The 21,852-nt window shown below is 73.8% G+C and carries 20 protein-coding genes and 1 tRNA gene; 14 read left to right on the top strand and 7 right to left on the bottom strand.

Annotated features, from left to right (window positions below; translation table 11 throughout):
* The first annotated feature begins 187 nt into the window (after positions 1–187).
* The 9 genes from WN71_RS11335 to WN71_RS11375 all read left to right on the top strand — a co-directional run bounded on the left by WN71_RS11335 (position 188) and on the right by WN71_RS11375 (position 10,126).
* Positions 188–1,222 carry a GNAT family N-acetyltransferase gene (locus WN71_RS11335; protein ID WP_046588410.1) on the top strand — a complete coding sequence of 345 codons (1,035 nt, stop codon included), beginning with the start codon at positions 188–190 and terminating at the stop codon, positions 1,220–1,222.
* A gap of 231 nt (positions 1,223–1,453) precedes the next feature.
* A complete protein-coding gene (locus tag WN71_RS11340; RefSeq protein ID WP_046588412.1) occupies positions 1,454–2,533 on the top strand; it encodes a GNAT family N-acetyltransferase in 1,080 nt (359 codons plus the stop codon).
* 2 nt (positions 2,534–2,535) lie between these two features.
* Positions 2,536–4,365, top strand: coding sequence for a glycosyltransferase (locus WN71_RS11345; RefSeq protein ID WP_071369822.1), 1,830 nt, complete (start codon positions 2,536–2,538; stop codon positions 4,363–4,365).
* Entirely contained in the window at positions 4,362–4,793 is a 432-nt protein-coding gene (locus tag WN71_RS11350; protein WP_046588416.1) for a hypothetical protein, read from the top strand. Before WN71_RS11345 ends, WN71_RS11350 begins: the two co-directional genes overlap by 4 nt.
* 119 nt (positions 4,794–4,912) lie before the next feature.
* On the top strand, positions 4,913–5,668 hold the full coding sequence (locus tag WN71_RS11355) for a glycosyltransferase family 2 protein (RefSeq protein WP_240529632.1): 756 nt from the start codon (positions 4,913–4,915) through the stop codon (positions 5,666–5,668).
* Positions 5,665–6,930, top strand: coding sequence for a glycosyltransferase family 2 protein (locus WN71_RS11360; protein ID WP_046588422.1), 1,266 nt, complete (start codon positions 5,665–5,667; stop codon positions 6,928–6,930). The genes WN71_RS11355 and WN71_RS11360 overlap by 4 nt, the downstream gene beginning before the upstream one ends.
* Positions 6,931–6,945: 15 nt before the next feature.
* Positions 6,946–8,286, top strand: a complete 1,341-nt coding sequence (locus WN71_RS11365) for a lipopolysaccharide biosynthesis protein (protein ID WP_143074831.1) — start codon at positions 6,946–6,948, stop codon at positions 8,284–8,286.
* Positions 8,283–9,314 (top strand): glycosyltransferase family 2 protein, encoded by a 1,032-nt coding sequence (locus tag WN71_RS11370; protein ID WP_046588427.1) that lies wholly within the window; start codon positions 8,283–8,285, stop codon positions 9,312–9,314. The genes WN71_RS11365 and WN71_RS11370 overlap by 4 nt, the downstream gene beginning before the upstream one ends.
* The gene (locus WN71_RS11375; protein WP_046588429.1) at positions 9,311–10,126 is read left to right on the top strand and encodes a polysaccharide deacetylase family protein; all 816 of its coding nucleotides are present in this window, start codon (positions 9,311–9,313) and stop codon (positions 10,124–10,126) included. Before WN71_RS11370 ends, WN71_RS11375 begins: the two co-directional genes overlap by 4 nt.
* 25 nt (positions 10,127–10,151) lie before the next feature.
* On the opposite strand, the gene WN71_RS11380 is transcribed toward WN71_RS11375, so the two are convergent.
* The 3 genes from WN71_RS11380 to WN71_RS11390 form a co-directional block, all read right to left on the bottom strand.
* Positions 10,152–11,057, bottom strand: a complete 906-nt coding sequence (locus WN71_RS11380) for a glycoside hydrolase family 16 protein (protein WP_046588431.1) — start codon at positions 11,055–11,057, stop codon at positions 10,152–10,154.
* A 40-nt stretch (positions 11,058–11,097) separates the two neighbouring features.
* Complete coding sequence (locus WN71_RS11385) at positions 11,098–12,153, bottom strand: aminoglycoside phosphotransferase family protein (RefSeq protein WP_046588433.1); 1,056 nt, start codon at positions 12,151–12,153, stop codon at positions 11,098–11,100.
* 226 nt (positions 12,154–12,379) lie between these two features.
* Positions 12,380–12,453: transfer RNA gene (locus tag WN71_RS11390), tRNA-Pro, on the bottom strand.
* A gap of 118 nt (positions 12,454–12,571) precedes the next feature.
* Here WN71_RS11390 and WN71_RS11395 point away from each other — a divergent pair.
* The 3 genes from WN71_RS11395 to WN71_RS11405 all read left to right on the top strand — a co-directional run bounded on the left by WN71_RS11395 (position 12,572) and on the right by WN71_RS11405 (position 16,328).
* Positions 12,572–13,093 carry a DUF309 domain-containing protein gene (locus WN71_RS11395; RefSeq protein WP_046588435.1) on the top strand — a complete coding sequence of 174 codons (522 nt, stop codon included), beginning with the start codon at positions 12,572–12,574 and terminating at the stop codon, positions 13,091–13,093.
* 68 nt (positions 13,094–13,161) lie between these two features.
* The gene (gene cobF / locus WN71_RS11400; protein ID WP_046588437.1) at positions 13,162–13,941 is read left to right on the top strand and encodes a precorrin-6A synthase (deacetylating); all 780 of its coding nucleotides are present in this window, start codon (positions 13,162–13,164) and stop codon (positions 13,939–13,941) included.
* A 299-nt stretch (positions 13,942–14,240) separates the two neighbouring features.
* The gene (locus WN71_RS11405; protein ID WP_046588485.1) at positions 14,241–16,328 is read left to right on the top strand and encodes an MDR family MFS transporter; all 2,088 of its coding nucleotides are present in this window, start codon (positions 14,241–14,243) and stop codon (positions 16,326–16,328) included.
* Positions 16,329–16,445: 117 nt separating this feature from the next.
* Here the strand turns inward: WN71_RS11405 and WN71_RS11410 are convergent, their stop codons facing one another.
* From WN71_RS11410 to WN71_RS11420, 3 genes are all read right to left on the bottom strand, one after another.
* Complete coding sequence (locus WN71_RS11410; RefSeq protein ID WP_046588439.1) at positions 16,446–17,192, bottom strand: cobalt-precorrin-6A reductase; 747 nt, start codon at positions 17,190–17,192, stop codon at positions 16,446–16,448.
* Between the two features lie 44 nt (positions 17,193–17,236).
* The gene (locus WN71_RS11415; protein ID WP_046588441.1) at positions 17,237–18,010 is read right to left on the bottom strand and encodes a sulfite exporter TauE/SafE family protein; all 774 of its coding nucleotides are present in this window, start codon (positions 18,008–18,010) and stop codon (positions 17,237–17,239) included.
* A 219-nt stretch (positions 18,011–18,229) separates the two neighbouring features.
* Positions 18,230–19,417: a thiolase family protein gene (locus tag WN71_RS11420; protein WP_046588442.1), complete on the bottom strand. Its 1,188-nt coding sequence runs from the start codon at positions 19,415–19,417 to the stop codon at positions 18,230–18,232.
* A 119-nt stretch (positions 19,418–19,536) separates the two neighbouring features.
* Here WN71_RS11420 and WN71_RS11425 point away from each other — a divergent pair, with 119 nt between their 5' ends.
* Together WN71_RS11425 and WN71_RS11430 are read left to right on the top strand one after the other, a co-directional pair.
* A complete protein-coding gene (locus WN71_RS11425) occupies positions 19,537–20,352 on the top strand; it encodes an alpha/beta hydrolase (protein ID WP_046588444.1) in 816 nt (271 codons plus the stop codon).
* 294 nt (positions 20,353–20,646) lie between these two features.
* Entirely contained in the window at positions 20,647–20,886 is a 240-nt protein-coding gene (locus WN71_RS11430; protein WP_167382917.1) for a WhiB family transcriptional regulator, read from the top strand.
* On the opposite strand, the gene WN71_RS11435 is transcribed toward WN71_RS11430, so the two are convergent.
* Positions 20,873–21,739, bottom strand: a complete 867-nt coding sequence (locus WN71_RS11435; protein WP_046591002.1) for a Cof-type HAD-IIB family hydrolase — start codon at positions 21,737–21,739, stop codon at positions 20,873–20,875. The two genes, WN71_RS11430 and WN71_RS11435, sit on opposite strands and share 14 nt — an antisense overlap.
* Positions 21,740–21,852 lie beyond the last annotated feature (113 nt).

Consider the following 21,852-nt stretch of genomic DNA (forward strand, 5'->3'; position numbering starts at 1 on the left):
CGAAGACGCCCCCGGCCGTCTTCCCGGCACGCTCGCCGGGAGCGCGCGACCGACGTGCGCCCGGATGGGCGGCAGAGCATGCTGGAGGGAGCGAAGGTTCAACACGCCTGCCGTTCGCGACGCGTAAGGAAGTGGCGTCATGCGTTGGTCGGACCCTCCGTTGTCGTCGTCGCGGAATCACTTCGCCGTGACGAGTCCGGCCCCGCGCGAGACCTGGCAGCGACTGGCCGACGGGAACGACGGGACCCTGATCACCCAGACCCCGGCCTGGTCCGACTGCGTCTGCGCGACCGACCCCCTCGAAGACGTCAGCCGCCTCTACGAGTTCGGCGACGGATGTGCCGTCGTGGTGCCGCTGGCCCGTCGGCGCGGATGGCCCGCCCGTCTGATCGCCCACGACTCCTGGCCCTCGGAGTGGGGCATCGGCGCCCCCGTCACCGCCGGGACGCCCGGCCCGGGACAGGTCCGCGCCGTCTTCGGGGACCTGGCCCGCCTCCGCGCCAATCGTGTGTCGGTGCGGTTCGGGCCGGGCGTGGCCCCCGTATGGCTCTCGGCGGCGCCGTCCTGCTTCACGGCGCTGCCGCACACGACGTACGTCCTGGACCTCGACGGCGGCTTCGGCGAGGTCTGGCAGCGGCGGTTCAAGGGACCGGTCAGAACCGCCGTGCGCAAGGGCGAGAAGGCCGGGGTCGACGTCGAGGTCGACCGCACGGGGCGTCTGGTACCGGACTTCTACGCGCTCTACCAGCACTCGGTCGCACGGTGGGCGCAGCAGCAGCACGAGCCGCTGGCGCTCGCCCGCTGGCGCAGGCGCAGGATCGACCCGCTGCGCAAGTTCCAGACCGTCGCCGAGACGCTCGCCGATTCCTGCGCGGTGTGGCTGGCCTCGTACCAGGGCCGGCCCGCGGCGGCCATCATGGTGCTCCGGCACGGGCCGCACGCGAAGTACTGGCGCGCGGGCATGGTCAAGGAACTGGCGCACCCGAGCCGGGCCACCACGCTGCTGCACAAACTCGCCATCGAGGACGCCTGCGCCGCCGGTTGCCGCTTCTACCACATGGGCGACTCGCCCCCCGACTCCTCCGTCAGCGTCTTCAAGGAACGGCTCGGCGCCCGCGGCCTGCCCTCCTTCGGCTACCGCAGGGAGGTGCTTCCCCTGACCGCCGTCGACCGGATGGGGCGGACCGCGGCGAAGCGCCTGATCGGGTTCAAGGACGAGTGACGGCCCCCGTGCCACCGGCATCCCCGGACCGCACGCCCCGCCATGTGCCACCGGCTTCCCCGGACCGCACGCCCCCGCCCCCGTGCCACCGGCCTTCCCGGACCGCACGCCCCCGCCCCCTCAGGAAATGCCCGGCCGACACGCCCCGCCTAGCATCGGACGTGGGGCGCGCGCGTCGTCGTTGCGCGATCCGCGTCCTCTCGGGGCCCATACATCCGGCGGGAGAGGCCCGTGAACGCACCTGCTGAGCTCCTGGTCGACACCGCGGCCGGCCCCGCGCACATCACGACACCGGCTCCCCGTGACATCTGGTGGGAGTTGGCGGGCGAGGACCCCGGCACCCACCCCAGCCAGACCCCGCCGTGGCTGGACTGCCTGTGCGCCACCGGGCCCTACCGGGACACGAGCCGCCTCTACGAGTTCGAGGGGGGCCGTCGGCTCGTGCTCCCGCTCGTCGGCAGCAGTCGCCCGCGGATCCTGGACACCGAGGAGTCCTGGCCGGCCCGGTGGGGCATCGGGGGGCCGGTGTGTCCGGCGGAGGCGAGTCCGGCGGAGGCGCGCGCGGTCTTCGCCGATCTCGCGGGGCTGCGCGCGCTGCGGGTCGGTGTGCGGCTGCGGCCTGCGGACCGGGACGTGTGGGCGGACTCCGCGCTCGGTTACCGCCTCGAACCCCACATGACGCAGATGGTGGACCTCGACGGCGGCTTCGACGCCGTCTGGCAGGGCCGGTTCCGGCGTCATGTGCGGCGGGAGGTCCGCCATGCCGAGCGCTCGGACGTCGACGTCGAGGTCGACCGCACCGGCCGGCTCGTCGGCGCCTTCTACCGCCTGTACTGCACGTCGATGGTGCGCTGGGCCGAACAGCAGCACGAGCCGCTGGCGTTGGCGCGCCGGCGCAGGACGCGGGAGTTCCCCGTGCGGCGGCTGGAGGAGGTGGCGGCCCGGTTCGGTGAGCGGTGCGCGATCTGGGTGGCCTGGCGCGCCGGGGAGCCCGCCGCCGCGTGCGTCGTGCTGCGCCACGCCGGCCACGCCAAGCTGTGGCGCAGCGCCATGGACCGTGAACTGGCCCATCCGGTGCACGCCGTGCCCCTGTTGTACCGGCTGGCGATCGAGGACGCGTGCGCGGCCGGCTGCCGGACCTTCGACATGGGGGAATCGGCCCCGGGTTCGTCCCTGGCCGCCTTCAAGGCGGGGTTCGGCGCGCGGAGCTTCTCCTCCCCGCGCTGTCTGAAGGAGCGGGTCCCCCTCTCGGCCGCCGAGCACCGCCTGCGGGCGGCCGTGAAACGGCTGATCCGCTTTCAGGACCCGTGAGGATGGACTGGCGTCAGACGCTGACCAACGGGCGGGACGCGGCCACGGCGGGCGCCGTGCCGCGGCAGCCCGGTTCCCCGGCCGGGGCGAGGCGTCTCCCCCACTGGACCGCGGCCCGCCGATGGACGGCGCGCTGCGCCCTTCCCGCCGCCCTCGCCCTGTGGCTGCTGTCCCTGCGCCCCGTGCACCTGGGCGGGATGCGCGACTACGGCCTGCTGCAGGTGCTGCCGGTGCTGTTCTGGGTCGCCCTCGGCCTGCTCACCCTCGGCTTCTGCCTCGCCCTCGCCGACCGGCGCACCGCCGGCGGATGGTTCGCGGGCTACGTCCTCGGGCTGGTCGCGGTCATCCACGCGACGCCCACCCTGCTCTACCCGGAACTGCGCTACAGCTGGGCGTGGAAACACGTCGCGGTCGTCGACGCGGTCATCCGCCACCACGGCCATGTGCCCCGCGCCGGCCAGCTCGCCCTCTACGACCAGTGGCCCGGGTTCTTCGACCTGAACGCCTTCTTCCTCCAGGCCACCGGCCTGCACTCGGCGCTCGGGTACGCGACCTGGACCCCGCCCGTCTTCAACGCCGTCCTGCTCGCCCCGCTGCTGCTGCTGTACCGGACGGTGACGCGGGACCGCCGGCTGCTGTGGGGGGCGGCGTGGGTCTTCTACTCGTGCTCCTGGGTGGGGCAGGACTACTTCGCCCCGCAGGCCTTCGCGTTCCTGCTCTTCGTGACGGCGATCGCCCTCGTCATGGGGCAGCTGCCCACCTCGGTGCTGTACGGCCCGGCCGGCCCGCCGGGCCGGTGGCCGGTCGGCCGGTTCGTGCTGGTCATGGTGGTCTCGGCGGTCATCATCACCTCGCACCCGCTGACTCCGCTGATGCTGATCAGCGCCCTGGTGGTGCTGTCGCTCCCGCGGCGCAACCGGCGGGTCGTGGTGCCCGTCCTGGCCGGCACGGCGGCGATGACCGTCCTGTGGGACGCCACCGTCGCCCGCCCCTATCTGTCGGAGAACCTCGGCGACTTCCTGGGCTCGCTGCTGAAGCCCGACGCCAACGTGTCCTCCGGTCTGGCCGCCCTCGGCACCGCGGCCCCCGGCCAGGTGGTGGTGTCCTGGGTCGACCGGGGCCTGTCCGCGGCGGTCTTCGTGCTGGCGGCGACCGCCTTCCTCGCCCACCCCTGGGTCCGCCGTACCGGCCTGCCGCTGCTCGTCGTGGCCCCGCTGCCGATCCTGACGGCGAACGCCTACGGCGGAGAGATGATCTTCCGCGCCTATCTCTTCGCGCTGCCCGCCGCGTCCTTCCTGATCGCGGCCCTCCTCTTCCAGCGCGAGAACCGGCCGCGCTTCCACCCGGCGGTCGTCTACCCGTTGCTGCTCGCCCTGCTCGGGGGCCTGGTGTTCGGCTACTACGGCAAGGAGTCGGCGAACTACTTCACGAAGGACGAGGTGGCGGCCGGACGCTTCGTCGCGGCGACCTCGCCTCCGGGGTCCACGATCGTCTCCGTCACGTCGGCCGTGCCCGCCCTGTACACGAGGTACGACGAGAAGACCGAACTCCAGCTGGACGAGCAGGACCTCGCCGACCGGCGGCGCCTGGCGAAGGATCCGGTGCGGGGGCTGGAGGGGTTCGTCCAGCACGCCACCCCCCGGCAGCCCGCCTACATCATCCTGAGCCGGGCCCAGGAGGCCGACGTGTACCAGCGGGGGGTCCTGCCCGACGGGACCATCGAGCGCATGGACAGGGCGCTGTCCGAGGCGCCGGGCTACGTGCCCGTCTACCGCAACAAGGACGCGGTGGTCTACCGGTACGAGGGCACGCAGGGCGGAGCGGGGTCGTGAGCCGCCCGCGCTGGGCCCTCGCGCTCTCCGGCTGGGTGGCGCTGGCCGCGGTCCTCCTGCTGCCCGACGCCTCGGCGCCACGCGTCGCGGTGACGACGGCGTTCCTGCTGGTCTGCCCCGGGCTGGCCGCCTCCCGGTGGGCCCGGCCGACCGCGGTACGCGCCTCGGACCGCGCGGCACTCCTGGAGACGGGGGTGCTGGCCGTGGTGGTCAGCGTGTCGATGACGGTGCTCGTGGTGGAGCCGCTGTTCCTCGGCGGCGTCTTCACGGTGGCCTGGGCCCTGCTCGTGCTCGCCGCCGCCACCACCGCGCTCGCCGTGCTGCCCGGCCCGGGCGAGCGCCGGCTGCGGCCCCCGCGAGCCGTCCCCGGCTCGGCCGCACGCCCGGCCGACGCGGGCCGGCACAAGCGGCCGCCGGCCTCGCACTGACCCGCCCCGCCGCACGGCCGGGGTCCCTCCGCTCGCTTGACGTCGCTCCCGAATCGTACGAATGTGTATATATACGCTGTAAACGTATGACGTAGGGCACGCATCGGAGAGCCATGGTCATGTACAACGTCGAACCGATCATCGATAGCGAACGAGAAGCCGGGGCGCACGGCAGCGTCAGCCTGGTCGTCCCCGCCCTCAACGAGGCGCGGAACATCGCGTGGGTCTTCGAGCAGATCCCTGAGTGCGTCGACGAGGTCATCCTCGTCGACGGCGACTCCACCGACGCCACGATCCCCATGGCCCAGCACTGCCTGCCCACCGTGCGCAACGTGCGGCAGAACGGACCCGGCAAGGGCAACGCGCTGCGCACCGGATTCCTGGAGGCGAAGGGCGACTTCGTGGTGATGATGGACGCCGACGGCAGCATGTCGCCGGCCGAGATCCCGCACTTCGTGCACTTCCTGGAACACGGCTACGACTTCGTCAAGGGTTCGCGGTTCGTCGCCGGCGGCGGCTCGCTCGACATCACCCTCATCCGCAGGATGGGCAACCAGGTCCTGCTGAGGGCCGCCAACCGCCTCTACCACGCCCGGCTGACCGACCTGTGCTACGGCTTCTGCGCGTTCCGGCGCAGCTTCCTCGACCAACTGGACCTGCACGCGGTCGGGTTCGAGATCGAGGCGGAGATGATCGTGCACGCGCTCCGCTCCGGTCTGCGCATCGCCGAGGTCCCCAGCCTGGAGCTGCCCCGGCGCAGCGGCTGCTCGAACCTCCATGCCATCTCCGACGGGCGCCGGGTGCTGCGCACCCTGCTCTCGGAACGGCCGGGGGCCCGGTCCGCCGCCCCCCGGCCCGTGAGAAGCGCGTCGTGAACTCCGCCCCGGCGTCCGCCACCCGGATCCGGCCGCCGGTGCCGGTGGTCGACATCGACCTGGAGCGTCCGGGCGAGTTCCGGCTCCCCGGCGACCGGGGACCGGTCCGCCCACAGGGGCGGGCGCTGGCACTCGTACGTCTGCACGGCCGCCCCCTGGGCATGGTCGGCGCCGCCGACGCCAGCGGACCCGACGGGCTGTGGCAGGCGCTGGCCGACACGGCCCGCGTGGAACTGGCCGACGAACTGACCGCCGAACTCGCCCGGCACCGCGCCGCGCCGGCGGACCGCGCCCCATGCCGTCCCGCGCCCCGGGCGCCGCTCGTCAGCGTGGTGGTGGCCACCCGTGACCGGCCGGAGAAACTGCGCGACTGCCTGCACGCGCTGCTGCGCTCGCGGTACCCCGAGTTCGAGATCGTCGTGGTCGACAACGCCCCGGCCGACGCGAGGACCGAGGCCCTCGTCCGCTCGGAGTTCGCCGGGCGGGTCCAGTACGTGCGCGAGCCCGTCGCCGGGCTGGCCCGCGCCCACAACCGGGGGCTCGCCCGGGTGCGCGGGCCCGTCGTGGCCTTCACGGACGACGACACCCTCGTGGACCCGGGCTGGCTGGCGGCGCTGGCCGGGCCCTTCGCCCGCGACTCCCGGACCGGCTGCGTCACCGGGCTGATCGTCCCCGCCGAGCTGGAGACCGCGGCGCAGCAGGCGCTCGAACGGCAGGGCGGTTTCGCGAAGGGGTACCTGCCACGCACCTGGTCGCTGTCCGATCCGCCGGCGGATCCGCTGTTCCCGTTCACCGCCGGCCGCTTCGGCTCCGGCGCCAACATGGCGTTCCGCACCGGGACGCTCCGCGCCCTGGGCGGCTTCGACACCGCGACCGGCGCCGGGACCCCGGGCCGGGGCGGTGACGACCTGCTGGCCTTCTTCCGGGTCCTGACGGCGGGTCACACGCTGGCCTACCAGCCGAGCGCCATCGTCTGGCACCGCCATCGCCGCACCGGCGACGCCGTGGCCGCGCAGGCGTTCGGGTACGGCGCGGGCCTCGGCGCCTATCTCACCGGCGCGCTGCTGCACGACCCCCGCCGGCTGCCGGCCCTGCTGCGGCGGCTGCCCGGCGGCATCCGCCACGCGGTGACCCGGTCCCGGGACCGCGCCGCCGACCCCGAGGCCGGCTGGTCCCGGCATCTGGCACTCCTGGAGGCGCGGGGCATGGTCTACGGCCCCTGCGGCTATCTGCGGGGGCGTCTGACCGGCGCCGGAAACTGATCCGAGGTGAACGGCTTGGACACCCCTCCGGTGGCCGACCCGGCCGCACGAGACGCCGGTCGGCGGCGCGGCCCGCGGGAGATGCTGCGCGCCGGTGTCGCCTCGGTGCTCCCGGGCGAGCCCGTCCTGCGCACCGGACACGTGCTCGCGGTCAGCTCCCTCGTCAACGCCGGACTCGGCTTCTTCTTCTGGACGTTCGCGACGCACTGGTACGACGAGCGGACCGTGGGCCTGAGTTATTCGGCGCTCTCGGCGGCGCTGCTGCTCACGGGCATCGGGCAGCTCAACCTCAACGACTTCCTGGTGCGGTTCGTGCCGACCGCGGGCCGCCGCAGCCGCCGCATGGTCCTCACCTGCTACGCGGCGAGCATCTCCTTCAGCGTCGTCGTGGCCCTGCTGTTCCTCGCGTTGGTGCCGGTGGTCGCCCCGCGGCTCGGGTTCCTGCTGTCCCCGGTGGCCGCCGTCAGCTTCGTGGTGGCCGTCGCCGGATACGCCGTCTTCGTGCTGCAGGACGGCGCGCTCACGGCGGTCCGTATGCCGGGCTGGGTGGTGGGCGAGAACCTGATCTTCGCCTTCGTGAAGATCCTGCTGCTCGCCCTGGGCGCCGCCCTGGCCCTCTCCTCCGGGATCCTGCTGTCGTGGGCGGGCGCCCTCGTGGTCTCGCTGCTCGTGGCCAACTCCGTCCTGATGGGCCGCGGCATCCCCCGCCACGAGCGGGAGACGAGGACCGCGCCGCCCCCGCCCCGCATGCTCAAGTACGCCACGGCCGACTGGTTCGGTTCCTTGTTCCGGACCGCCGGGTACACCGTGGTCCCGCTGATCGTGCTGAACAACTGCGGCGCCGAACAGAGCGCGTTCTACTCGGTGGCCTGGAACATCGCCTACGTGCCCTACCTGATCGCCCGCAACATGGGGACCTCGCTGCTCGCGGAGTCCGTGCGCGGACCCGAACGACTCGTGGCGCACTCGCTGCGCGTCCTGCGCCACTCGGGACTGCTCCTGGGCGCCGTCACCGTCGTCCTGATCGCCGCGGCACCGGAGATCCTGTCGATCTTCGGTGCCTCCTACGCCGCCCAGGGGACCACCCTGCTGCGGCTGCTGGCCCTGTCCGCGCTGCCGAACCTGCTGCTGAGCGTGGCCATCGACGTGGCCCGGGCGCGACGGCACCTGAACTGGGCCGTCGGCCTTCAGGTGGCGATGTGCGTCCTGGTCCTGGGCCTCACCCACGTGCTGCTGCCGCACTTCGGGGTCGCGGGCGCGGGGCTCGCGTGGCTGGCCACCCAGTGCGTGATCGCCCTCTTCCTGATCGCCTCCAGGTCCCGCTGGCTCGTCCCCGTCACCGAAGGATCGTCATGAACAGCGCACTGCCCGCCACCCGCACCGTCCCCACCCTGTCGGTCGTCGTCTGTGCCTACACCCTGGACCGCTGGGAGGACCTGCGGGCCGCGATCGGGTCGGTACTGGTCCAGGACCCGCCCGCCGACGAGGTCGTCCTGGTCGTCGACCACAACGAGGCGCTCCTCGAACGGGCCCGGCGGGAGCTGCACGGCGTGCTGGTGGTGCCCAACCAGAGGCGCCGCGGTCTGTCCGGGGGCCGCAACACGGGCGTGGCGGTCTCCCGCGCCGACGTGGTGGCCTTCCTCGACGACGACGCCACCGCGGAACCGGGGTGGACGGACCGCCTGCTCGCGCCCTACGCCGACCCCCGCGTGGTGGGCGTCGGCGGGTTCGTGCGGCCGTGGTGGGCGACCGGGCGCCCGGTCTGGTTCCCGCCGGAGTTCGACTGGGTGGTGGGCTGCTCCTACCGGGGACAGCCCGGCCGGGCCGCCCGGGTGCGCAACTTCATCGGCGCCAACATGTCCTTCCGCAGAAGCGAACTGGTCGCCGTCGGCGGCTTTCTCGACGCCCTGGGACGCGTGGGCAGCCGTCCGGTGGCGAGCTGCGACGAGACGGACCTGTGTCTGCGGATCGCCGCCCGCGACCCGCGGGCCGTCCTGCTGTACGAGCCGGCCGCCGAGATACGGCACCGGGTCCCCGACTCCCGTACCGACTGGGCCTACTTCCGCAACCGCTGCTACATCGAGGGGCTGTCCAAGGCGCTGGTGGCCCGGCGCTGCGGCAGCGGGCCCGCGCTCGCCACCGAGCGCGTGTACATGCGGTCGGTCATCCCGCGGGCCCTCGCCCGCAACGTGACCGGGATCCGGCGCCCCGGCGCGCTGCGCACGATCGGGGCGCTGTCGGGGGGCGTGTGCGCGACCGTCGCCGGTTATCTCGTCGGCACGGTGAGGCCGTTGGGTTCCCGGCGCACCTCACGGCTTCCCTTCCGCCATCCCGTCCGGCGTCCGCGCAGGTCCGCGAACCCACCGGCGACGGCCCGGACATGAACGTCGTACCCGTCTTCCTGTATCACGCGGTGAGTGACGAATCCCCTTCGTGGCTCGCGGAGTTCACGGTCAGTCCGCGCACGTTCGCGACGCACCTGGACCTGATCGCCGACCGCGGACTGCGGGTGGTGCCCCTGCGCCGCCTGGTCGACGCCCTGCTCGGCGGCCCACCGGTGCCGCCCCGGTCCGCGGTGCTGACCTTCGACGACGGGTACGCCGACTTCGCCTCCACCGTGGCCCCCCTCCTGGCGGCACGGGGACTGCCCGCGACGCTGTACGTCACCACCGGCGCCCTGGGCACGCCCGGACGGCGCCCGGGCGGCGGGCCGTTCCCGTCCGTGGCGACCCTGACCTGGGCCCAGGTCAGGGAGTTGGACGCCGCCGGGGTGGAGATCGGCGGGCACACCGAGACCCATCCGCAGCTGGACACGCTGACCCGGGCGTCGGTGCGGGCGGAGGTGGCCGGCTGCAAGCAGCGGATCGAGGACGAACTCGGCCACCGTGTCGACTCGTTCGCCTATCCGCACGGCTACTCCAGCCGCACCGTGCGCGCGGTGGTGCGGGAGGCCGGATGGACCTCGGCCGCCGCCATCCGGGCGTCGTCGGCGTTCAGTTCGGAGCGGGACGACCCGCTGCGGTTCGCCCGGCTCATGGTCCGTGCCGACACCGGCAGGGACCGCTTCACGCTCTGGACCCGCGGCGCGGGGGCGCCGGTGGCTCCGTTCGCCGAGGGGCTGCGCACCCGGGGCTGGCGGGCCTATCGCAGGGCACGGGCGGTGGCCGGGCGGCCGTACCGGGCGATCCCCGCCTGACGGCCGGCCGCGGACCCGGCGGCCGTCAGGGCTGCCAGACCCTTACCCAGTCCACGCGCATACGGGCCGAACCGACGTCCGCGGGCGGGGTGGTGGGCAGGCCGACGGCCAGGTTGAGGATGAGTTCCATCGGCACGTGGGAAATGCGCTCGGGGTCGGTCACCCGGAACCGTTCGACCCCGTCGACGTACCAGACGAGTCTGTCCTTCTCCCAGAGCAGCGCGAAGACGTGGTAGCCGTCGGGGAAGCCGGCCGAGTCGAAGGTCCCGCGCTGCTTGCGGTCCGCGCCGTCGGCGTTGCGCCAGTGCGTGAACATCGTGAGCTGCCGCGTGGTGCCGAGGAACTCCATGATGTCGATCTCGGGCGGGGTGTAGCGGCTCGCGGGCATCAGCCAGAACTCGGAGGCCATGCCGGCCTGCGGCGGGATGCGCACCGCCGCCTCGAAGTAGCCGTAGGTGAAGGTCTCCCGGGGCCGGGCGTACCAGTCGTCCCGGCCGGTGGAGACCATGCCGGAGACCCACGGGTAGAGCTTCCCGTCGCTCCCCCGGGTGGCCCGGCGCTGGGCGGTGAGGGTCAGCACTCCCCCGCCCACGGTGGCCTGACCGGGCTGGTACCACTCCAGTTCGTTGTTGGTGGCGATGGTGCAGCCGCGCTCGTTCCAGTCGTAGCACGTGGTCCAGCGGTGGGTGTCGAGACGCGAGCCGTCGAACTCGTCGTGGAAGACCATCCGCCAGCCCGCGGGCGCCGAGACCCGGGACACCGCGGGCCCCCGCGCGGATCCGCCGACGTCCCCCGCCACCAGCACGATCACGAGCACCGCGAAGACCGCGCCCCAGAACGCCAGATGCCGGTGCGGGCGCCGGTGCCGGCCGTGCGGGTGCGGGCCGTGCGGATGCGGGCCGCCCGGCGCGCGGCGCGGCCGGAGCCTCACCGTGTTCTCCCGCGGCGGTGCTCGCGCGGCGCCGAGGCGGTCACGCCCGGGCCCCGGCCCAACGGTCGCATTCGTGCAGCACGGGCGCCACCGTGTGCGCGAGCCACCCGTGACTGCGGCCGAAACGGGGGGACTTGCGGACGTTGTTGGTCACGTGCCAGAGCCAGCTCAGCAGGGGGACCGCCACCGGGTCGGCGACGCCGTGGTCCGGGTCGAGACCGGCCAGCGCCAGCAGCGGGCGGTCGGCGTCCGGGATGCGGCCGACGCGCAGCGTCTCGGCGACCAGGCCCCCCAGCGGGCGGCCGGTGAGCGTGGAGCGCAGGGCGACCACGAAGGAGTAGGCGTCGATCTCGCACGGTCCGCGGGCGCGACCGCTGCCCCAGTCGAAGACGCCGGTCACCTGGAGGGGCACGCCGTCGAGGAGCACGTTGCCGGGGTGGTAGTCGCCGTGGGTCCAGCCCTCGGTCAGCACGGCGCCGGCCAGGGCCGCCTCCAGCCGCCGGCCGAGGGCCCGGAACTCGGCAGCCCGGCGGCCGGAGCGGTACCGGGGCGTTCCGGCGGCGAGATCCGTCAGCTGCGCGGCGCACCAGGCAGGCGCCCGGTCGGCCGCCGCCCTGGGCCGCCCGGTGGCGGCCCGCAGATCCGCCAACAGCCGCATCGCGGGCGCCACCACGGCGTACGGGTCGTCGCCGGCGTGCCGGAGCAGGGTGTCCGCCGGGACGCCCTGGAGCCTGCTCTGGGCGAAGGTCCCCGCGGGGCCGGGCGAACCGACGGCTCGCGGCAGCAGCGCACGCCAGGGGTCGAGCCTGCCGTCGGCCCCCAGTTCCTGCAGTACCTCCCGCTCGCGCACGGTGACGGCGGCCCCGGCCTCGTTCCTGGGGTGCTTGACCACCAGGCTTCCCGCGTCGCCGCGCAGCTCGAACATGAGCAGGCCCGCTTCGGGCAGGGACGGGCGCCGCACCACCGTGACGTCCCCGGGACCCGCGCCGCGTACCAGCCAGTGCGCACGGAGGCGGTCGTCCAGGCCGGCCAGCGCGCGCGGGAAGTACAGGGGCAGCAGACCGGACAGCGAGGACAGCTTGGCGGGTGTCTTCATACCAGACCTTGCCATATGCGCATACACCGTAAACATACGATATTTCAGGCAGACTCCGGCCGCCACCAGACGGCCGGACCGGCCCCCTCCACCACCGCCCGGAAACCGCCCTGGAAAGCGGCCTTGGAAGGCGGCCCTGGGAAACCGCCCGGAGAAGCCGCCCGGAAATGCCGAGAGGCCGTTTCAGATTTCTCTGAAACGGCCTCTGGCCTGCGACTTCGTAAAGTCGGGACGACAGGATTTGAACCTGCGACCCCTTGACCCCCAGTCAAGTGCGCTACCAAGCTGCGCCACGTCCCGGCGATGTCACACGGTGTCCCCGCGTGATCGCGCTGACAGCACTTTACCGCACCGCGCGGGCCGATCCGACGGGGGGCGCCGCCGACGGCCACCGGCCCGGGCGCGGGACAATCGGCGCATGGACGGTCGAGGCGCCGGGCAGCCGGAGGACACACGGGACCGGGACGGGCAGGGGCGGGCGCGCAACGCGCGGCCCCGGGACGGGCTCGGACGGCCCCTGCCGTACGGCGCCGACGGCGTGGCCCGGCAGCCCGAGGGCGTGGTGCGCACCCCGCCGCAGACCGTCGCGCAGGCGCAGGCGCTGCTTGACGACGGCAGGCCGTTCCACGCGCACGAGGTCTTCGAGGACGCGTGGAAGACGGGGCCGCAGGGCGAGCGCGCGCTGTGGCGTTCGCTGGCCCAGCTGGCGGTCGGCCTCACGCATGCCGCGCGCGGCAACGCCACGGGCGGGGCCCGGCTGCTGCGCCGGGGCGCGGACGGGGTCGAGGAGTGGTCGGCGGGCGGCCCGGCGACGCCGTACGGCATGGATCTCGCGGGGGTCGTCCGCTGGGCGCGGGAACTGGCGGGGCGGGTGGAGCGCGGCGAGCCGGTCGACGCGGGGGCGGCCGCGCCGCGGCTCCGCGGGGACGGGACGCCGTAGCGGACCGGGACGGGACCGGGGCCGGACCGGTGCGGGGGCGTGGCGGCGCATGGGGCAGACTCGACGCCGTGCGAAGGATTCATGTGATCGGCATCGGGGCGGGCGACCCCGACCAGCTGACCCTCCAGGCGGTCCGCGCCCTGCGCGACACCGACGTGTTCTTCATCCTCGACAAGGGCGAGGTGAAGAGCGACCTCACCCAGCTGCGCCGGGACCTGCTCCGGACGCATGTGCCGGAGGGGACCTACCGGCTGGTCGAGGCGCGCGACCCCGAGCGGGACCGTGCCGCGGGCGGGGACGCGTACTCGCCGGCCGTCGGGGACTGGCGCAGCGCCCGCGCCGCCATCTACGAACGGCTGATCCGCGAGGAGCTGGCGGACGGGGAGCGCGGGGCGTTCCTCGTGTGGGGCGACCCCGCGCTGTACGACAGCACGCTGGCCATCCTCCAGGAGGTGCTGGACGGGGGCACGGTGGCGTTCGAGTACGACGTCGTGCCGGGCATCAGCAGCGTCTCGGCGCTGGTGGCGCGCCACCGCACGGGACTGAACCGGGTGGCCCGCCCGGTGCAGATCACCACGGGGCGGCGGCTGGCCGAGGGCTTTCCGCGGGACGTGGACGACGTGGTCGTGATGCTCGACGCGCGGCAGGCCTTCCGGCGGTTCGCGGACGAGGACATCGACATGGACATCTACTGGGGCGCGTACATCGGCACGCCCGACGAGATCCTCATCTCGGGCCCCGTCCGCGAGGCGGCGCCCCGGATCGAGGAGGCGCGGGCGGAGGCGCGGGAACGCAAAGGCTGGATCATGGACACGTACTTGCTGCGCAGGCATCGGCAGGGGGACTGACCGGCCCTGACCCCGTCCGCGGCCCGGTGGGGCCCCTTCGCGCAGTTCCCCGCGCCCCTGAAAAGCGGCGGCTTGCGCCGGATGAGATGGCGCCGCGGGCCGGTGGGGGCTTGGCGCGCCGTTCCCCGCGCCCCTGACGGGGCCCGTCGGCCCACGCCCTCACGCCCTGAAGGGGCGCGGGGAACTGCGCGCCAAGCCACGGCGCACCCGCACGGTTCCGCACAGGGGGTGCGGCCCCGGGCACCCGGGTGGGTGTAACCCACATGCGGGCCCGTCACGGCAGTGTGATCGTGGGGGGCGTGACCGTCACCGAGGATTCCGCCGGCCAGGCGCCCGTGCCGGAGGGACAGCCACCCGTCCTGGAGGGCCGCCGGCGCAACGTCGTCTTCGCCACCATCGTGCTGGGCATCCTGCTCGCCGCGCTCGACCAGACGATCGTCGGCACCGCCCTCCCGACCATCGTGTCGGACCTGGGCGGCGCCGCGCACATGTCGTGGGTCGTCACGTCGTACCTCCTCGCGGAGACCGTCTCGACCGTGCTGGTCGGCAAGTTCGGCGACCTGTTCGGCCGCAAGGTGGTCTTCCAGGTGTCGGCGATCGTGTTCATCACGGGCTCGTTCCTGTGCGGCCTCGCCACGAACATGTCGCTGCTGATCTCCTGGCGGGCACTCCAGGGCGTCGGCGCGGGCGGCCTGATGGTGACCGCGATGGCGCTCATCGCGGACGTCATCCCGCTGCGCGAACGCGGCAAGTACCAGGGCGCGATCGGCGCCGTGTTCGGGGTCGCCACCGTCATCGGGCCGCTGCTCGGCGGGCTGTTCACGGACCATCTGACCTGGCGCTGGGCGTTCTACATCAACGTGCCGATCGCGATCGCCGTCGTCATCGCGGCCGCCCGCACCATTCCGGTGGTCAAGTCCGCCACCCGGCCCGTCATCGACTACCTCGGCATCGCCCTGGTGGCGGTCGGCGCGAGCGCCCTGATCCTCGCGACGAGTTGGGGCGGCAACGAGTACGCGTGGAACTCCGGCGTCATCATCGGCCTGTTCGCGGGCGGCGCGATCGCGCTCGCGCTGTTCTGCTGGGTGGAGACCCGGGCGCAGGAACCGATGCTGCCCATGCGGCTGTTCGGGAACCCGGTGTTCGCGGTCTGCTCGGTGCTCAGCTTCATCGTCGGGTTCGCGATGCTCGGCGCGATGACGTATCTGCCGAGCTATCTCCAGTACGTCGACGGCGATTCGGCGACCATCTCCGGCGTCCGCACCCTCCCCCTGGTGATCGGACTGCTCATCGCGTCCGTCTTCTCCGGCAACGTGGTCAGCAAGACCGGCCGCTACCGCGTCTTCCCGATCGTCGGCTCACTGGTGATGGGCCTCGGGCTGTATCTGATGTCCCGCATGGGCCCCGGCACCGGGGCGTGGCTGGAGTCCCTGTACATGTTCGTGCTGGGCGTCGGCATCGGCCTGAGCATGCAGGTGCTGACCATCGCCGTGCAGAACACCGTCGAGTACTCCGACCTCGGCACCGCCACCTCCGGTGTCACCTTCTTCCGGACGCTGGGCAGTTCGTTCGGCACGGCCGTGTTCGGCACCATCTACACCAACACCCTGAAGCCGAACCTCAGCGACGGCGTCGCCGAGGCGGCCGGCCTCGGGGTGCTCTCCCCCGCCGCCATCGCCAAGGCGGCGACCAGCCCGGAGGGGGTGCACCGGCTGCCCGCGCCGGTCGCCGCGCCGATCATCGACGCCTACGCCGACACCATCCACACCGTGTTCCTGTGGACCGTTCCGGTGGCGGCGGTCGGCTTCGTGGTCGCCCTGTTCCTCAAGGAGGTCCCGCTGCGCGACAGCGCGCGGATGGGCTCCACCGACATGGGCGAGGGCTTCGCCTCCCCGCACGGCGCGGACTCCCAGCGGCTCCTGGAGGCGTCCGTCGGGAAGATCATCGGCCGGACCGACCTCGACACCGCCCGCCGCATCATCCAGCAGTCCGACAGCCGGCTCGACGTGGCGGGCGCGTGGGCGGTCATGCAGGTGGAGCTGTACACACGGCTGGTCGGCCACGCGAGTCTCGGGCTGATCGCGGGCCGCCGCCGGCTTCCGCCGGAGGTGCTGATGCCGGTGTTCGACCGGATGGTCGAGGAGGGCTGCCTGACCCGGCACGGTCTCTTCCTCGCCCACACCGAGGCGGGCGAGCGGGAGGCGGAGGCGCTCAGCCGGGCGTGGGGCAGGTGGCTGTCGGACCGGGTCGAGGAGGACATCGGCCGCCCGACCGGCCTGGACCTGCGCGCCGCCGTCGACGCGATCGCCAAGCGGCTGCTGGTGGAGGACCTCAGCGGAGGTCTGCCGCAGCGCCCGGAGGAACCGGCGACGGACGGCACCCGCTGACCGTCCGGCGACCCGCCGCGACTGGACCCACCGCCCTCCCGCCGACCGTCCGGCGACCCGTCACGGCCGGACCCACCGCAGCCCCGCCGAGCATCCGGCGGCCCGTCGCGGCCGGACTCACCGCAGTCGCGGCTCCAGTTCGGCCAGGGCGGCCGGTACGTCGGCCACCGCCGTCACGCCCTCGGGCAGCGGCGGGCGTCGTACGAGCACGACGGGCACGCCGAGTTCGCGGGCGGCGGTGAGCTTCGCGGAGGTCGCCGTACCGCCGCTGTCCTTGGTGACCACGACGTCGATGCGGTGTGCGCGCAGCAGCGCGCTCTCGTCGGCGACCGTGAACGGGCCGCGCGCGAGCAGCACTTCGGTGTGCGGCGGCATGGGCGGCTCGGGCGGCTCCACGGACCGTACGACGAAGTGGAGTCCGGCCAGGTGGGCGAAGGCGGCGAGGCCCAGCCGGCCCGTGGTCAGCAGCACGCGGCCGCCGAGCTCCGGCAGCAGGGCGGCCGCCTCGGGCAGCGAGGAGACGGAGTGCCAGCGGTCCCCCAGGCCCGGCCGCCAGCCGGGCCGGCGCAGCACGACCAGCGGGAGCCCGGTCGCGGCGGCGGCGCGGGCCGCGTTCGCGGTGATGGCGGCGGCGAACGGGTGGGTGGCGTCGACCAGTACGTCCACCCGCTCCGCGCGCAGCCACGCGGCGAGCCCCTCGGCGCCGCCGAACCCGCCCACGCGCAGCTCCCCTTCGAGGGCGCCGGGCCGGGACACGCGTCCGGCGAGCGATGTGGTCACCCGGGCCCCGGGGTGGGCCACGAGGGCGGCGGCCAGTTCGCGGGCCTCGGTCGTGCCGCCGAGGATCAGCAGGTGCGCGGGCATGGCACCGAGCGTACGGGGCGGCTCGACGGGGAGGTGAACACGGTTCAGCGCAGCAGCAGTTGCAGCGCGCCCAGCACGGTGGCGGCGATGACGAGCTGCTCGAACAGCCGCTGGTCGATCTTGTGCACGGCCCATTTGCCGAGGAGCGCCCCGCCGACCACGAACCCCGCGAGGGCCGCGTCGAGCAGCAGCGAGCGGCCGTCGATCAGGCCGAGCCCCGCGCTGAAGGGCACCTTGGTCAGGTTCACGATGAGGTAGAAGAAGGCGGAGGTGCCGAGGAAGCCGAGCTTGCGGAAGCCCGCGGAGAGCAGGTACAGCGACATCACGGGGCCGCCCGCGTTGGCGACCATGGTGGTGAAGCCGCCGAGGACGCCGTAGGAACGGGCCCTGGCCCGGCCCGCCCTGGTGGTGACCGCGCCCGGTTCGGCGGCCCGCTCGCCGGTGCGGCGGCGCCACACCGTGATGCCCGCCATCAGCAGCAGGATCGCGCCGATCGAGGTGCGCACCATGCCGTCGTCCGCCCACAGCAGGAACAGCGTGCCGGCCACCACGCCCGCGGCCGCCGCGGGGAAGAGCCGCCACAGCGTGGGCCAGTGGGCGTGCCGCCGGTAGGTGGCGACGGCCAGCACGTCGCCGCAGAGCAGCAGCGGCAGCAGTACGCCGGTGGAGGCGCGGGCGGGCAGCACGGCCGCGAAGACGGCGAGGCTGACCGTGTTGGCACCGTTGACCGCGGTCTTGGAGAAGCCGACGAGAAGGGTGGCGAGCGCGAGGGCGGCGAACCCCCACCCGGATATGTGCCAGAGCGTCATCGTGTCCATGCGAACACCGATGCTATGCACAGGCATCCGTCCGTGTCGCGCCCCAAAGGGGCGCGGGGATCTGCGCGACCGGCCACGACGCACCCGCACACGGCATCCGGCCGCACAGGGCGCCGCGCCCGAAAGGGGCGCGGGGAACTGCGCGACCGGCCACGCCGCACCCGCACAGGCACCCGGCCAGAGGAACCGGCACCGATTCCCCGAGCCCCCCGCAGGGGCTCAGTGCCGCTCCACCAGCACCGCGCTCCCCTGCCCCACCCCCACGCACATGGTCGCGAGACCCCGTTCCGCGCCCGTCCGGCGCATCCGGTGCAGCAGCGTGGTGAGGATGCGGGCGCCCGAGCAGCCCAGCGGGTGACCGAGGGCGATCGCGCCGCCGCTGGGGTTCACCAGGTCGGGGTCGACGCCGAGGAGGTCGACGCAGGCCAACGCCTGTGCGGCGAACGCCTCGTTGAACTCCGCCTCCTGGACGTCCGCGACGCTCCAGCCGGCCCGTGTCAGCGCCTTGCGGGTGGCGGGGACCGGGCCGAGGCCCATCACGTCGGGGTGCACCCCGGCCGAGGCGCCCGCGACATAGCGGCCGAGGGACTCCAGGCCCAGGTCGTTGAGGGCCTCCTCGCTGACCAGGAGCAGGCCGGCGGCGCCGTCGTTCATCGGGGACGCGTTGCCCGCCGTGACGGTGCCGCCCGCGCGGAAGACGGGCTTGAGGCGGGCCAGCTTCTCCGGGGAGGTGTCCTCGCGCACGCACTCGTCGCTGTCGACGACCACGCCGTCGGGGCGTTCGACGGGCAGGATCTCGTCGTCGAAGTGCCCGTTCTTGCGCGCCTCGGCGGCCCTTTGGTGGCTGCGCAGGGCGAAGGCGTCCTGGCGCTCGCGCGAGATGCCGTGGCGTTCGGCGACCTCCTCCGCGGTCTCCCCCATGGCCAGCACCCCGTGCAGGTCCTTCATCGCCGGGTTGACGAGCCGCCAGCCCAGGCGGGTGTCGTACGTCTCGATGCGGTGCGGCAGCGCCTCGTCGGGGCGGGGCAGCACGAAGGGGGCGCGGCTCATCGACTCGGAGCCGCCCGCGAGCACGATGTCCGCCTCTCCGGCGGCGACGGTGCGCGCGGCGGCGGTGACGGCCTCCATGCCGGAGGCGCAGAGCCGGTTGACCGTGGCGCCGGGCACCGAGTCCGGGAGGCCGGCGAGCAGGGCGGCCATGCGGGCGACGTTGCGGTTGTCCTCGCCCGCCTGGTTGGCGGCGCCCCAGTAGACGTCGTCGATCCGGGCCGGGTCGAGCGCGGGCACGTCCGACACCAGGGCCCGGATCACGGCCGCGGCGAGATCGTCGGGCCGTACGGTGGACAGCGCCCCGCGGAGCTTGCCGATGGGGGTGCGGCGGGCGGCGGCGAAGTGGACGGGACGCACGTGGGACTCCTGACCGGCGGCGCTGACGGCTCTGACGACACACTTAATTAGCGTTGCTAGTTTTGGACTCTAGTCCCAGGACCGCTCTCCTGGGAACCCTGGGACGATCCGGAGGAGCCATGCCCGAGCCCGAGGTCCGCGAGCACGTCCTGGACGGCGCCCGGGGCGCCCTCGCCGTCCACGAGTGGCCGCACGCCCACCCCCGCCGGGTCGTCCTGGTCTCGCACGGCTACGGCGAGCACGCCGGGCGGTACGCGGGCCTCGCCGCCGTACTGCACCGGCACGGCGCCGCGGTGTACGCGCCCGACCACCTCGGGCACGGGCGCTCCGCGGGCGAGCGGGTGCTGATCGAGGACTTCGAGGACGTCGTCGGCGACCTGCGCACCGCCGCCCTGTTCGCGACCGCCGCGCACCCCGGGCGGCCGGTCGTGCTGGTCGGGCACTCCATGGGCGGGCTGATCGCCGCCCGGTACGCGCAGCGGTACGGCGACGACCTTGCCGCGCTCGTGCTGTCGGGGCCGGTGATCGGCGGCTGGGCGCTGCCGGGACGGCTGCTGGCGCTCGACGAGATCCCCGACACACCCATCAGCCCGGGGGCGCTGTCCCGCGACCCGGCCGTGGCCGCCGCCTACGCCGCGGACCCGCTGGTGTGGCACGGCGGGATGAAGCGGCCGACGGTGGAGGCGTTCGCCCGCACCCTGGACACCGTGGCGCGCGGCGGCGACGTGGGCGCCCTCCCGGTGCTGTGGCTGCACGGCGAGGCCGACCCGCTGGTGCCGCTGCCGGGCAGCCGCGTCGGCGTGACGGCACTGAGCGGCGGGCGGCTGACCGAACGCGTCTACCCGGGGGCGCGGCACGAGGTGTTCCACGAGGAGAACAGGGACGAGGTCTTCGCCGACCTCACCGGGTTCCTGGACGGAGTTTGCCAGGCCTGAGAGACCCCCCGCGGGCCGGTGGGGGCCGGTCGCGCAGTTCCCCGCGCCCCTTTCGGGGTGGGTCTGTCCGTGTGTCAGGTGCGGGTCCGTCGTGGCTTTTCGCGCAGTTCCCCGCGCCCCTGAGGGGCGCGGGGAACTGCGCGAAGAGCTCCACCGGCCCGCGGGCGAACAACCGCCGGAGGCAGCAGGCCCCGACAGGGGCGCGGGGAACTGCGCGACCGGCCCCCACCGGCCCGCAGGCGTCGTTTGCCCGCAGAGCCCCGGGGCACCCGCACCCGCATGGAACGGGATTGGATGCGGAACGCCGCCTGCGTCGGAGAGGACCCCGAGTTGTTCTTCCCCGTGGGCGCCACGGGACCGGCGCTGCGCGAGGCGGCCGAGGCGAAGCGGGTCTGCGCCCGCTGCCCGGTGGCCCGGCAGTGCCTGACGTACGCACTGAGGAACGGGCAGACGTCCGGCGTGTGGGGCGGGACCGACGAGGCCGAACGGGCCGACCTGGTGCGCGGGTCCGGGGCCCGGCTCAGAGCCCGCTGACGGGCAGGTCCAGGACGCGGGCGATCGTGCGGAGCACCCCGTTGTCGTTGTTGGACGGCGCGACGTGGCGGGCCCGCGAGACGACCTCGGGGTGGGCGTTGGCCATCGCGAAGGACCACTCGGCCGCGTCCATCATCTCCAGGTCGTTGAGGTAGTCGCCGAAGACCATGGTCTGCGCGGGCGTGATGCCCAGCTCCCGCTGGAGCCCGCGCAGGGCGGCGCCCTTGTCCGCGGTGCGGTTCATCACGTCGACCCAGTGCTCGCCGGAGACGACGACCGAGTGCGTCGCGGCGAAGGGGGCGAGGGCGGGCGCGGTGGAGTGCTCGGCGGAGCCGAAGTCGAAGAGGGCCACCTTGATGATGTCGTCCTCGACGGCGGTGGTGTCCTCGACGATCCGGTGCTCGGCGTAGTACTTGAGCACCTCGTCGAGGAACGGCCGGTCGGTGCGGTCCACGTACGCGGCCCGCTTGCCGCAGACCACGGCGCCGACGTCGACGCCGTCCGCGACGAGCCCGCGTACCGCCCGCACGACCGCGGCGACGACGGCCGGGTCCATCGGGTCGGAGCTGAGCTCCACGCCGTCGCGCACCACGTAGGTGCCGTTCTCCGCGATGAACACCATGCCCTCGGCCACGTCGGAGAAGTCGCGGGCCAGGGTGGCGTACTGCCGTCCGCTCGCCGGGCTGAACAGCACCCCGCGCTCGCGCAGCAGGGCCAGTACCTCGCGCAGGCGGGGCGGGGCCTGCTTGGCGTCGTCCAGGAGGGTGCCGTCCATGTCCGAGACGACGAGTCGGATGTCGGCGGGGCCTGCCTGGGGGCCGGCGGTGGACGGGGCGGGGGCGAGGTACGGCATGTGCTGCTTCCGGTCGGGGCGCACGTCACACCGGTGGGTGGTCCGCGCACCGGTGGTCGCTTCTCCGCACACCAGTGTCGCAAACGCGCCGCGGGGGTCGTCCCCGCCGAATC

Origin of the sequence: Streptomyces mangrovisoli (genome assembly GCF_000974985.2) — a bacterium.
Taxonomy (GTDB): Bacteria; Actinomycetota; Actinomycetes; order Streptomycetales; family Streptomycetaceae; genus Streptomyces; species Streptomyces mangrovisoli.

Coding starts and splice junctions, on each gene's coding strand:
- WN71_RS11345 (WP_071369822.1), top strand. CDS start 2,536: ATGGACTGGCGTCAGACGCTGACCAACGGGCGGGACGCGGCCACGGCG.
- WN71_RS11355 (WP_240529632.1), top strand. CDS start 4,913: ATGTACAACGTCGAACCGATCATCGATAGCGAACGAGAAGCCGGGGCG.
- WN71_RS11370 (WP_046588427.1), top strand. CDS start 8,283: ATGAACAGCGCACTGCCCGCCACCCGCACCGTCCCCACCCTGTCGGTC.
- WN71_RS11375 (WP_046588429.1), top strand. CDS start 9,311: ATGAACGTCGTACCCGTCTTCCTGTATCACGCGGTGAGTGACGAATCC.
- WN71_RS11385 (WP_046588433.1), bottom strand. CDS start 12,153: ATGAAGACACCCGCCAAGCTGTCCTCGCTGTCCGGTCTGCTGCCCCTG.
- WN71_RS11395 (WP_046588435.1), top strand. CDS start 12,572: ATGGACGGTCGAGGCGCCGGGCAGCCGGAGGACACACGGGACCGGGAC.
- WN71_RS11410 (WP_046588439.1), bottom strand. CDS start 17,192: ATGCCCGCGCACCTGCTGATCCTCGGCGGCACGACCGAGGCCCGCGAA.
- WN71_RS11415 (WP_046588441.1), bottom strand. CDS start 18,010: ATGGACACGATGACGCTCTGGCACATATCCGGGTGGGGGTTCGCCGCC.
- WN71_RS11425 (WP_046588444.1), top strand. CDS start 19,537: ATGCCCGAGCCCGAGGTCCGCGAGCACGTCCTGGACGGCGCCCGGGGC.
- WN71_RS11430 (WP_167382917.1), top strand. CDS start 20,647: ATGCGGAACGCCGCCTGCGTCGGAGAGGACCCCGAGTTGTTCTTCCCC.
- WN71_RS11435 (WP_046591002.1), bottom strand. CDS start 21,739: ATGCCGTACCTCGCCCCCGCCCCGTCCACCGCCGGCCCCCAGGCAGGC.